14 protein-coding genes are annotated in these 11,903 nt (G+C 44.5%); 9 read left to right on the top strand and 5 right to left on the bottom strand.

All coding sequences use genetic code 11. From position 1 onward, the window contains the following. Position 1 precedes the first annotated feature (1 nt). Positions 2 to 610, top strand: coding sequence for an XTP/dITP diphosphatase (locus KI210_RS06140; protein ID WP_212781023.1), 609 nt, complete (start codon positions 2 to 4; stop codon positions 608 to 610). Between the two features lie 34 nt (positions 611 to 644). On the opposite strand, the gene KI210_RS06145 is transcribed toward KI210_RS06140, so the two are convergent. After that, positions 645 to 1,493 carry a mechanosensitive ion channel family protein gene (locus KI210_RS06145; protein ID WP_212781024.1) on the bottom strand — a complete coding sequence of 283 codons (849 nt, stop codon included), beginning with the start codon at positions 1,491 to 1,493 and terminating at the stop codon, positions 645 to 647. Positions 1,494 to 1,626: 133 nt separating this feature from the next. Here KI210_RS06145 and KI210_RS06150 point away from each other — a divergent pair, with 133 nt between their 5' ends. Then, the gene (locus KI210_RS06150) at positions 1,627 to 2,052 is read left to right on the top strand and encodes a DUF948 domain-containing protein (protein ID WP_212781025.1); all 426 of its coding nucleotides are present in this window, start codon (positions 1,627 to 1,629) and stop codon (positions 2,050 to 2,052) included. A 19-nt stretch (positions 2,053 to 2,071) separates the two neighbouring features. After that, on the top strand, positions 2,072 to 2,446 hold the full coding sequence (locus KI210_RS06155) for a DUF1269 domain-containing family protein (RefSeq protein ID WP_212781026.1): 375 nt from the start codon (positions 2,072 to 2,074) through the stop codon (positions 2,444 to 2,446). A gap of 117 nt (positions 2,447 to 2,563) precedes the next feature. Here KI210_RS06155 and KI210_RS06160 read toward each other — a convergent pair whose 3' ends face one another. Next, positions 2,564 to 3,670, bottom strand: coding sequence for a M24 family metallopeptidase (locus tag KI210_RS06160; RefSeq protein WP_212781027.1), 1,107 nt, complete (start codon positions 3,668 to 3,670; stop codon positions 2,564 to 2,566). 165 nt (positions 3,671 to 3,835) lie between these two features. On the opposite strand from KI210_RS06160, the gene KI210_RS06165 reads away from it, so the two are divergent. After that, complete coding sequence (locus KI210_RS06165; protein ID WP_212781028.1) at positions 3,836 to 4,834, top strand: substrate-binding domain-containing protein; 999 nt, start codon at positions 3,836 to 3,838, stop codon at positions 4,832 to 4,834. A 39-nt stretch (positions 4,835 to 4,873) separates the two neighbouring features. Here the strand turns inward: KI210_RS06165 and pepV are convergent, their stop codons facing one another. Then, entirely contained in the window at positions 4,874 to 6,277 is a 1,404-nt protein-coding gene (pepV, locus tag KI210_RS06170; RefSeq protein ID WP_212781029.1) for a dipeptidase PepV, read from the bottom strand. A 156-nt stretch (positions 6,278 to 6,433) separates the two neighbouring features. On the opposite strand from pepV, the gene KI210_RS06175 reads away from it, so the two are divergent. The 5 genes from KI210_RS06175 to KI210_RS06195 are packed head-to-tail and all read left to right on the top strand — an operon-like array spanning position 6,434 to position 10,061. After that, entirely contained in the window at positions 6,434 to 6,766 is a 333-nt protein-coding gene (locus tag KI210_RS06175) for a hypothetical protein (RefSeq protein ID WP_212781030.1), read from the top strand. An 11-nt stretch (positions 6,767 to 6,777) separates the two neighbouring features. Continuing rightward, a complete protein-coding gene (locus tag KI210_RS06180; protein WP_212781031.1) occupies positions 6,778 to 8,175 on the top strand; it encodes a bifunctional metallophosphatase/5'-nucleotidase in 1,398 nt (465 codons plus the stop codon). After that, positions 8,150 to 8,689 (top strand): YutD family protein, encoded by a 540-nt coding sequence (locus KI210_RS06185; protein ID WP_212781032.1) that lies wholly within the window; start codon positions 8,150 to 8,152, stop codon positions 8,687 to 8,689. Before KI210_RS06180 ends, KI210_RS06185 begins: the two co-directional genes overlap by 26 nt. Next, positions 8,689 to 9,459 (top strand): TIGR01457 family HAD-type hydrolase, encoded by a 771-nt coding sequence (locus KI210_RS06190; RefSeq protein ID WP_212781033.1) that lies wholly within the window; start codon positions 8,689 to 8,691, stop codon positions 9,457 to 9,459. The genes KI210_RS06185 and KI210_RS06190 overlap by 1 nt, the downstream gene beginning before the upstream one ends. Then, positions 9,456 to 10,061, top strand: a complete 606-nt coding sequence (locus tag KI210_RS06195) for a TIGR01906 family membrane protein (protein WP_212781034.1) — start codon at positions 9,456 to 9,458, stop codon at positions 10,059 to 10,061. The genes KI210_RS06190 and KI210_RS06195 overlap by 4 nt, the downstream gene beginning before the upstream one ends. Before the next feature lie 13 nt (positions 10,062 to 10,074). On the opposite strand, the gene KI210_RS06200 is transcribed toward KI210_RS06195, so the two are convergent. Further along, positions 10,075 to 10,725, bottom strand: coding sequence for a VTT domain-containing protein (locus tag KI210_RS06200; RefSeq protein ID WP_212781035.1), 651 nt, complete (start codon positions 10,723 to 10,725; stop codon positions 10,075 to 10,077). A 30-nt stretch (positions 10,726 to 10,755) separates the two neighbouring features. Further along, positions 10,756 to 11,667 (bottom strand): NAD(P)/FAD-dependent oxidoreductase, encoded by a 912-nt coding sequence (locus tag KI210_RS06205; RefSeq protein ID WP_212781039.1) that lies wholly within the window; start codon positions 11,665 to 11,667, stop codon positions 10,756 to 10,758. Positions 11,668 to 11,903: the final 236 nt, after the last annotated feature.

Here is an 11,903-nt window from a genome sequence, read left to right on the forward strand (position 1 = left end):
TATGACCAAGTTCTTGTTTGCGACCACTAATCAAGGCAAAGCCCGCGAATTGAAGCAGGCTTTTAGCGACCAGGGAATTGCTGCTGAAATTTTAACCAATGGCGATTTGACTAACCCGCCAAAGGTGGCCGAAACCGGCGCCACTTTTGAAGAAAATGCCAAGCTCAAGGCCCAAGCCTTAGCAGATTACAGCGGCCTGATCACGATCAGCGATGATTCGGGCTTGATGGTGGATTATTTAAATGGCGAGCCTGGGGTTCGTTCAGCCCGTTACGCGGGAGATCATGATGACACGGCTAATAATGCCAAGCTATTGGCAAATCTTGGTGGCGTGCCTGAAAATAAGCGTAGCGCAGTGTTTAAAACCGTTATCGTGGTTGCTCGTCCTAACCAGCCCGAAAAGGACTTGGTGGTTAGTGGCGAATGCCGGGGGAGAATCGGCATTATGCCTCAAGGCGACGATGGTTTTGGCTATGACCCGCTGTTCTTTGTCCCGGAAAAGGGCAAAACCTTCGCCGAGATGACCACCAGTGAGAAAAACAGCATCTCGCATCGCGGCCGGGCGATTGCCAAACTCTTGCAAGAATTGCCGGCATGGCTTGAAGAATAAGCTAAAAAACAGTCAGGAATTTTCCTGACTGTTTTTATTTGCTGCTGGTTTTGGGCAGTGCGGTTTTGGGAAACTTAATGCCATTCGCCTTTAAGGCGTCTAAGTAGCGACTGAAATAAAGATTGCGAATCTTGCCTTCTTCACCAGGCTGCACTTGAAAATGCACCCGGTAAAGAATGGTTGAACCCGCTTGGCTGATCACGCCGGATAAGACCGGCTCTTTGAGTAAAACTGCTGGATCATGGGGCGTTTCTTGGTTGACTTTGGTTAGAATCCGGTTAATTTCGTCAAGGTCGTTAGCGGCATCTAGTTCTAGATCAATATTTAAACCAATCCCGCCCTTGGCCAAATTTTGGACAATCGTGATGTTGCGGTTAGGAATAAAAATTAATGATCCGTCACTTGATTTTAATTTGGTTGACCGAATTCCCAGCTGGACGACTGTCCCGGTATTTTCGCCAATTTGGACCAGGTCGCCGACATCGTACTGGCCTTCGCTTAAAATGAAAAAGCCATTGACGATATCGCTCACAAAACCCTGGGCGCCCATCCCAATGGCTAATGATAAAATGCTGGCACTAGCTAGCAGGGTTCCCACGGGGACGCCTAAAATCGATAAGACGGCAAACAGATAAAAGAACAAGACCGTGTAGTGGAAAATACTGTTCACTAAGGCAGCAATCGTTTGGCTGCGCTGGGTAAGTTTTTCCTTATTGCGTCTGACGTAGCGGTTAATGAGGGCTTCGCCAGCTTTATAAATGATCAAAAAAACTATGGATGAAATTACTAATTGCCAGATTGAGGACATCAAATTGCTGGTGACCTTGTCCCAGTTGATTGATAGCCCTTTATTTGAAAAGTGAAGTAGCGAACTTATAGACATGTTGATTACCCATTTCTGCTAAAATATTAACTGAACAAAGCATACCAGAAATTAGCTAGAATTTATGCAAGTAATTGAGAATAAAGTGTTTTCATGCTAGACTTTTTGTTAGATGTATTAATGGAGGTTTGTCATGGAAATTTCATACGGTGCCCTAGCAGGCTTAATTGCGGCTGTCGTATTTTTGATTCTTGTTTTGTTCACGATTCCAGTTTTGCTTAAGGCAGCCAAGGCTTTGGATAAGGCTGCTGACACGCTTGAAAGTGCTGACGAATCGTTGAAACAATTGACGACGCAAGCTGATAGCTTGATGAAGCAGAGCAATGAATTGCTGGATAAGGTCAATGATTTGGCTGATGATGTAAATGGCAAAGTCAGCACCTTGGAACCAGTAGTCAAGGCAGCTGCTGATTTAGGCGAAAGCGTCTCTGATATTAATACGGCCTCACGCAAGATGGCTAAGCGAGTAAGCAAATATCAGACGGGACATGCAGGCTTAATTGCATCATTTTTAGTATCGGCGTTTGCTAGACGTCGACGTCGTCGTGGAGAAAAGTAGGTTTTTAGGAGGACTCGCCATGAAGAAGTTAGGCTATTTTGTATTAGGAACAGTTTTCGGTGCGGTTGCTGGCTTTGCTGCTGGTAGTTTGCTGGTCGATGACGATGAAATCGACGAAATCAAGGCTAAGCTTAAGGACAACGACAAATTACAGGATTTGAAGCGCAAGTACGACAATGGTACTGAAGTGGTAAAGAACCAACTGGCTTCTTTCCCTAAGGCAGTCGAAGACGATTCAGAAATTAAAGATTTTGATGATATCGTCATTGATGATTCAGATAAGGCAGATGAAAGCGAAGCAGCTGCTGATTTAGCTCATGCTGAAGATGAAACTGCCGATGAACCAAAGCCGGAAGCAAATGCTGATCAAGCTGACGCAACTCCAGCTGAATAAGGTGGCTTTAAGGTCAAATTCAAGGGTGTCTCTCGGGAGGCATCCTTTTTTGGTGGGAAAAAATATATTTTGGCAAAATAAAAGACAGCTCGCAGGCTGTCTTTTTAGTATGCTGTTTTAGTCTTTCAATGGCAAAACCTTAAGGGCTTTATCGGTGTGGGTAAATGGCTTGAAGCCGTCTTTGGTCAAGACGCCGCAGTCTTCAATTCTTACTCCGGCAAAGCCAGGGATGTAAATTCCTGGTTCAATTGAGAAGCACATGCCTTCTTCTAAGACTAAGTCATTGCCACCGACGATTGATGGAAATTCATGCACATCTTTACCAATCCCATGACCTAAGCGGTGAATGAAGTATTCGCCATAACCGGCCTTGGTAATAATGTCGCGGGCGACAGCATCTAGTTCTCCGGCGGTCATGCCTGGTTTAGCTGCTTCAATGGCTGCTTGTTGGGCTTCCCGGTTAACTTCATAAATTTCCCGCTGCTTGTCGCTAGGAGTGCCGTAAGCCACGGTCCGACTGGAGTCTGAGGCGTAGCCTTCATGCATAGTTCCCAAATCAAATAGCACTAATTCATTTGGCTTAACTTGGTTCATAGTTGGACCAAGGTGGGGGTTAGCAGCATTTTCACCAGTTTGAACGATCGTTTCAAAACTGGTATGCATCACGCCTTTTTGCAGTTTCAGTTGGTATTCAATTTGCCCTGCAATGTAGCGTTCAGTAACGCCCGTTCTGATGGCGTCAAAGCCAACTTGGAAGGCAAAATCAGCTTCTGCCCCAGCTGCTTGCAATTTCTTAATTTCCGCGGGAGTTTTGTGCAAACGCAAGACTTGGATAAATTCAGTCAAATTGCCGCTAAAATCTGCGTCAGGGAATTGACTGTGCATCTTTTGATACTTATCAACCGGCAAATGGTCGCGTTCGATTGCCCAGTATTTATCATCATGAGTTCGTTGACGGATTTTGTCTCCAATCAAGGCCCATGGATCTTCAGAATCTAAATAACCATAAACGTCGCCATTCCATTCAGAATTTTTCGCTTCTTCAACATTCAAAGCGGGAACGAAAACAAACGGATCAGCATCTTTGAATACCAGCAGCATAAAAATTCGTTCATGCGGCTCCATTTCGTAACCCGTAAAGTAAGCAATGGTAACCGGGTTGGATACTAATGCAATGTCTTGGTGATTTTCCTGCAGCCAATTCTGCAATTTATCTAAATTCATATTCTTTTTGCTCCTTTGATTTGCGCTTTTTTGCCATTTTATTGTAGTATATCATGTTAGCGGATGAAAACATGAAAGAAAAAGTGCAAACGCTCGCAAAAATAGCGCTTTCATGGTAAATTGAGTTCGGTAGAGTTTTTTTAACAGACTGGGGAACTAGAAATTATGCACAAACAAGATGTAACAATTTATGATGTTGCTCGTGAAGCTAAGGTTTCAATGGCTACTGTTTCACGGGTGGTAAACGGAAACAGCAATGTTCGCAAGGAAACCCGCGAACGAGTAATGGAAGTAATTAAGCGGCTGCACTACCAACCAAATGCAGTTGCCCAAGGTTTAGCTTCAAAGCGGACGACCACTGTCGGTTTGGTGGTTCCAGATTTGACCAACTTGTATTTTGCCGAACTTTCAAAGGGAATTGACGATATTGCCCATTTGTATAAGTACAATATCATCATTACCAGTATCGAAAACCAGTTGGTTAATGAAAACCAAACTATCCAAAGCTTGCTCAACAAACAAGTCGATGGGGTCATCTACATGTCAAATGACTTATCTGACAGTACGATTGAGGCTTTTGACCGGACTAATACGCCGGTGGTTTTGGCCGGAACGGTTGATAGCCGGGGCAAGTACCCATCAGTCACCATTGATTACGATGAAGCAACGCTTGATGTTTTTGGCCAATTATACCAAGATGGCAAGCATCATTTAGCATGGGTTGTCGGCGACACGGAATCATCAGTTAACCGTGACCACCGGATTAAGGCTTATCGAGAATTTTGCCAAGAAAAAGGGATGGAGCCACATATTTATGGTCATAAGACCAACTACCACGATGGTTACGAACTCTATGCCGATTTGGCAAAAGACGGAATTGATGGCGTAGTAGTAACTCGCGATTTAGTAGCCTGTGGAATTTTGAATGCCGCTTTGGATGCTGGCAAGTCAGTTCCTGATGACTTTGAAATCATTACGGCGAGTGCGACCCCAATGGCGCAAGTAGCCCGTCCATCATTGACCTGCGTCAAGCAGCCTTTGTATGACATGGGGGCTGTTGCAATGCGACTTTTGACTAAGTTGATGAACAACGAAGATATTGACGAACAAGAAATCAAGTTGCCATATGAATTAATGCGCAAGGCAACCACTTTGAATAAATAAAAGCAAAAAATAACTGCTCCGCCTGGAGCAGTTATTTTTTTATTCAGGATCCTTGGTTAATTCATAAATCGCTTCAGCATAAATTGCGATGGAGTCGATTAAATCATCAACCTTCATGTACTCATTTGCTTGGTGCATTACCATTGGGGCATCTTCCGGTTGGGCGCCGAAGGCAACGCCGTGCTTGAATAAACGTCCGTAAGTACCGCCGCCAATAACCACTTCATGGCCAGGCTTGCCGGTTTGCCGTTCGTAGACGCTAAGCAAAGTTTTAACTAGCGGATCGTCGCCAGGAACGTAGTGCGGTTCTTCAAATGACTTGTATGAAGCAGTCAAAATATCGCCGTATTTGGCATTAACCTGTTCCACCATCTTGTCAGGGTCGGTGCCTTGTGGGTAACGAATGTTGTCTTTGAGGACAGCTTCACCATCTTGGTAGCTGAAGACGCTAGGAGCACTGGATAAGTCGCCCATCAAATCGTCGTGGTGACTGACGCCTAATTTTTCGCCCTTAAAGTCTTCATGTTCAACTTCGCTTAAGAATTTCACCCAGTTAAGGTCACGTCCAGCAAAATCCAGGCTGCTCAAAAAGACGCCTAAGAAAGTGGCAGCATTGCGGCCGACTTGCGGAGCACTAGCGTGAGCACCAACACCGGTTAATTCTAATTCCAAAGTTTGGCCGTCAATTTTGACTTCACCAGTTAACTTGTTGTCGGCCAAGAATTGCTTAAAGCTGGCAGCAGCGGCCTTTGGGTCAGCAGCTAAAACAGTTGCATAAGCTTTTTGCGGCGTAACGTTTTCAGCGATTCCGGCGCTAAACTTAACTAGTTTGTCCTTGCCTTGAGCCGCGTCATCTTTGAAAGTTAGAATCAAAGTGTAGATACCTTGTTCACCGTTAATGATTGGGAATTCGGCATCAGGAGAGAAGACTTGATCCGGCGTTGGTTCATGCTTCAAGTAGTAGTCAATCCCAACCCAGTCAGTTTCTTCGTTAGTCCCCAAAACAAAGTCAATCTTCTTTTTGGGCTCAAAACCAGCTTCTTTTAACAAAAGCATGCCGTAGTAGGCTGCTAAAGCTGGTCCCTTGTCATCAGCGGAACCACGACCATAAATCTTGCCGTCTTTGATCAGCATCTTGAACGGATCGGTTTCCCAGCCGTCACCAGCCGGCACAACGTCCATGTGGCCAATGACGCCAAGACGCTTTTGGCCTTGGCCATAGTTAACCCGGCCAGCATAATTAGCAAAGTTTTCGGTATCAAAGCCGTCGCGCTTGGCAAAGCTTAAGAAAGTTTGCATGGCTTTAGCCGGACCTTGGCCAACCGGATATTCTTCGGTGGCACCGGCTAAATCTTCGGAAGAGTCAATTGCAATCAACTTTTCTAGGTCAGCTAAGATGGCTTCTTTCTTGGCCTCGGCCAATTTCTTGTAATCTAATTCCATTGTTTTCCCTCCTGAAATGTTATCTAGTTAAAATTTTACCATAGGCCGACTGAAAACAGGTGAAAAGGGGCTAGGCATGGGGACTATTTGCAGAAAAAATTTGTGTTACAATTTAACTTGAATCTCTATTAAGTTTTTTTCTAAGGATGAGGGCAAATGAACGACCAATATGAGCAATTAGATTTGATCGAAGAAGTAACTCGCAAGGACGGAAGCAAATATTTCGAGATTTCTAATATTGACCAAAACGGCATTGCCGAACTTGCCGTCGATCGCGGCGATATTAAGGGCGTCCGCATTTTGCAGCTGAATATTCCGCGCACCAAGGCTCTCATTACTTACGAAGAATATATCAATAAAACCTATCATTTGCAGTCTTTGATGAAAGAAGCAGATTGGAAGAACCCACAGTGGGTTGAGTGGGAGAAACCTAAGGGCAAGGTGTTAGATGCCTATAAAATGGTATTGAAGGCCAATCGGATTGGCTAGAAGGGGCAGTTATGGAAAAGCTACGAATTCTGCACACCAATGATTTACATTCGCACTTTGAACATTTTCCAAAGATTAGACGTTATTTTGAAGCGGTTCGAGAGCATCCAGAGGCTGACCAAGTGTTTACTTTTGATGCTGGCGATTTTATGGATCGATCGCACCCGCTGAGCGATGCCACGGAAGGGCAAGCCAACATTCAATTGATGAACCAAATGCATTATGATGCAGTCACGGTTGGCAATAACGAAGGAATTTCTAATTCGCATGCGGTTTTAGAACGACTTTTTACCCATGCGGAATTTCCCGTTGCCTTGGCGAATTTGCTGGAAGAAGACGATACTCGCCCCAAGTGGGCCAATAAGTATTTGCTCTTTACGACCAAAAAAGGCACCCGTATTGCTTTAATTGGCTTGACGCCTGTCTATCCCATGACTTATGGACCCAATCATTGGCATGTCAAGACTTTGCAGTCAACGATGGATCAAATGCTGGGCGAACTAGAGGGCAAGTATGATTGCTTAGTGATGCTGACTCATATTGGCTTAAATATGGACCGCTGGCTGGCCAAGCATTATCCGCAAATTGATTTGATTGTCGGCGGCCACAGCCATGACTTATTGCCCAAGGGTGAAAAGCATGGTCATACTTGGATTACGCAGACCGGTAAGTGGGGCAACTATGTAGGAGATATTCAGCTCGAATTGAATGATCGCCACCAAGTTGAAAAAATTGTCCCAACCACGATTCCGACCGCTTCGATGCCAGCGCAAGCTAGCGATGAAGCCGAAATTCAAGGCTATTTGGAAAAAGGTCGCCAGCTGCTAATGGAGCGGCAAGTAGCTTATTTGCCGGAAAAATTCCATGACGATACCGAAGCCGCGGTCCAGGTCTCCATGGAAGCAATTAGTAATTTTGCCGGCACCGATTTTGCGATTCTGTCGTCAGGTTTATTTTTGACACCTTTTAAAGCTGGCTTGATTACGCAATATGATTTGCAACAAGCCTTGCCGCACCCAATGCACGTGGTAAAAAGTCGCCTAAAGGGGAGCGATTTGTGGCGGCTGGTCATGGAAATTGAAAAAAATCGCCATTATTTGCAGAAATTCCACTTGCAAGGAATGAGTTTCCGAGGAAAAATTTTTGGCGAAATGCACTATCAAGGCATCAAGGTCGATATGGTGCGCAGAATTGTCTATGTTAATGGCCGGGAAATCGACCCGGACCAAATTTATGAATTGGCCTGTTTGGATCACTATGTTTTAGTGCCGTTTTTCCCAACCTTAGCCATCGTCGGAGAAAATGAATTTTTATTCCCAGATTTTTTGCGCGAAGTCGTTGGCAAATATCTGGCGAAACGTTATCCATTGAAGGAAGGGCAGCATGAGCGAAGCAACAGAAACGAATAAATTTGCACAAGCGCAGCCTTTGCGCCACCCGAAAGCCGTCGTTGCCCAGCAAGGCGAAAAAATCAAGATCAATAATCAGACCTATCGGCTGGCTGTAAACCACGGAACTGCCTTAGATTTGGAGATGCTGGCCCTTAAGTATGATCCCTACCTTGATCAATATGATTTTATTGTCGGGGATGTGTCTAGCGAGCATTTGCGCCTTAAGGGCTTTTACAAGAAAGAGGCACACCGGGCAATTGATAAGAGCGAATATGCCATTGCCGATTATTTGACGGAATATTGTAATCCGGGCACGGCGTATTTTATTTTGGAATTATTGGATCCGGTCCATACCTACCATCCGCATAAGCGTAAGAAATTCCATTATGCTAAACACAAGCCTTCACGACAAAGCAAAACTTACCGGGATCGCAAGCAGCGCAATCGAACCAAATTTAAAAAACATCCTAGTCGACCAAGACGCAATGCTGGTCGCCATAAATTTACGATTAAGAAGAGGGAAGCACATTAGTGAAAGATTACCGCATTTTTTTGATAGATTTAGACGGAACGATTTACCGCGGAAAAGACACGATTGCGTCTGGCGTACGTTTTGTTAAGCGTCTTCAGGCAGCTGGCAAGGATTACTTGTTTTTGACCAACAACACGACCAGAACGCCCCAAATGGTTGTGGATAAATTGCGTGGCCACGGCGTCGAGACTGACGTCGACCATATCTATACGCCCAGCATGGCTACGGCTAGCTGGATTTTGGCGCATAATCCCGGCAAGCAATTAGGGGTCTACATCATTGGCCAAATTGGCTTAAAACGGGAATTGCTGCAGCATGCTGAACTTAGCTTGGACGATCAGCAGCCGGATTATGTGGTCGTTGGGATGGATACTGACTTGACCTATCATAAAATTCGCGTAGCCGTCCGGGCGATTCGGCAGGGGGCGGTTTTTATTGGAACCAATGCGGATATGAACCTGCCCTCAAGGGATGAATTGCTGCCGGGCAATGGGTCGCAATGCACCATGATTGCGGCGGCCAGCGGAGTTGATCCCCTCTATATTGGGAAACCAGAAGCCATCATTGTGGATAAAGCTTTGGCTAAAACCGGATATACCCGCCAAGATGCGTTAATTGTTGGGGATAACTATGATACCGACATCAAAGCCGGACTTAATTCACAGGTGGATACTTTGTTAACTTTGACCGGCGTAACCACCCGGCAAGAACTTGTTGATAAAACCCCGGCTACTTATACTGTGGATAATTTAGATGAGTTTGCCTTATGAATTGGAAAAAATTAATTTCACCGCTATACCATTTTTTGTTTGCCCTTACTAGTGCGGTCGTGGGGGCCGTAGTGGCCAGTTGGCCGTTAATTTTGGTATTCGTGTTAACTCAAAAAACCTATGAAACCGTAAATTTGACGGTTGGGCAAGTTATGCACAACTATAATCAGCTCATGGGCTACTTGTTGTGGCCCTTTACAACCAAATTGCACATGAGCAATTTAGCAACTTCGGCGAATGCGGCCGAACACTTTGCCGAAGTTAAGCACTTGTTGCTATTTGCCATCCTGGTCTTTATTGGGTGTGTAATTGTGCATTTTGCCTGGGGAAAAGGCAAAAACAAACAGTATTTGAAGTTGAGCAAAACAGCTAGCTTGATCTTTTTACTCTTGCCGATTATTGTTTTGCCCTTTGCCATGAGCAATTTTGATAGTTTCTTTGTGACTTTTCACCACATTTTTTTCCACAACTCGAACTGGCTGTTTGATCCAGCCACTGACCCAATTATCAATATTTTGACGGAAGGCTTTTTCTCAGCCTGCTTTGCGGTTGCGGGGATTATTTATGAACTATATTTTGCTGAAAAATTATTAAGACGCTAAAAAAGGAATTCCTTTAATGGAATTCCTTTTTAAGTGCAATTTTTTTCTTGAGCCAAACGATCATTATCGGAACTACTGAAACTAAAATGATCCCGATGACGATCAATGAGAAGTGGTCCCGCACAACTGGCAAGTTGCCGAAGAAGTGACCCACTAAGCAGAATAAGCTGACCCACAAGAAGCCGCCTAAAATGTTGTAAGTGATGAATTTTCCGTAGTGCATTTTGCTGCCGCCGGAAATGAATGGGACGAAAGTACGGATGAAGGGGATGAACCGACCAATCACAATGGTGATCGGTCCATGTCGTTCGAAAAACTTTTCCGCTGCGAGGCGATTATCTTTGTTGATTAACTTATTGAACCAGGCATATTTTTCCCCGGCATGAGTGACGCGATTGCCGATTTCATAGTTGATGGAATCGCCTAAAATTGCTGCTGCCACAAAGACTAAGAAAACCAGCCAAGGATTTAAGCCATATCTTGGATTGGCGGCTAGCGCACTAGCTGCAAAGACTAGCGAATCGCCTGGCAGAAAGGGGAATATTACCAGTCCGGTTTCAATGAAGATAATTAGAAACATAACCAAATATGACCATGGTCCAAATTGATTGACGATCGTCACAAGGTGGTCGTCAATATGCAAGATAAAATCAATTAATGCCATAACGTCTCCTATACTTATTTATTTGCAAAATTACCTGGTCTTTTCCGGGAAGAGCTTCCGCATGATCGCATGAACTGCCGTTTGGGCTTCACCAAAGCCGACACCGATCAAGGGAACGCGTCCTTCATAGGTTACCACATCGCCGACTGCATAAATGCCAGCAACATTAGTAGCCATCGTTCGGTCAACTAGAACATTCGTGTTAGTTGCTTCAACTCCCCAGTTAGTCACAAAGCGATTATTTGCTTTAAAGCCGTAAGCAACCACAATCTGGTCAAATGACCGATACACCAGTTCTTTAGCCCCGATTGCTCTAAGGCCAATCTTTAATTTATTATCTGCTAACTCAATCGTTCGAGGAAGATAAGGGGTCAAGATTTCAACATTTTTTAAACTTTTTAGCGTAGCCAAAGTCGACTCCATGCCGCGGAAGTGTTCCCGCCGGTGGATCATCGTCACGTTTGCTACCTTGGCTAAGCCGTTAGCCCAATCAAGGGCTGAGTCGCCGCCACCGAAAATACCGACTTGCTGGCCAGCAAAATTTTGGGGCTGGCGAACATAATAATGTACTCGTTCAGCAATTTCAGGCGACATCTTTAATGGGAATTTCTTTGGAGTAAAGGAGCCTGCTCCGGTAGCGATAATCACGCTGCGAACGCTGTAAGCATCATCGATGATAAAGTTGTCATCCTGTTTTTTAACTTGGGCAACCTTATGCTCAAGCACAAAGTCGACGTCGCTGCTGATATTTCCCTTGAGCCGTTTGATTAAGTCGGCAGCTACAATTGTTTGGTAGGCAGGGATGTTGATAATCTCTTTAAAAGGATAAAGAAATTCCGCCTCGCCCCCAACGGCACTTAATGAATCAAACACAACGGTCTTTAAGCCGTTCATGGCAGCATAACCGGCTGCAAACAATCCGACTGGTCCAGCTCCAATAATGGCAGTATCGTAAGTCTTAATGATAATTACCTCTTTCTTGCTTATCAATTTCAGATACTATTTTACACGAAAATCGGAAAATAAATTAAAAAGGGTCTTGCATCAAAAAGCAAATAAGGGTATTCTAATTAAGTCGCAAATTTGAGCGGCGCCAATGAAAAAATGAATTTTGAAAAAGTTGAAAAAATAGCTTGCAAAGTTCAAAAGAAGTTGGTAACATATTTAACTGTTGCGAG

The organism is Lactobacillus corticis, from assembly GCF_018327645.1.
GTDB lineage: Bacteria > Bacillota > Bacilli > Lactobacillales > Lactobacillaceae > Lactobacillus > Lactobacillus corticis.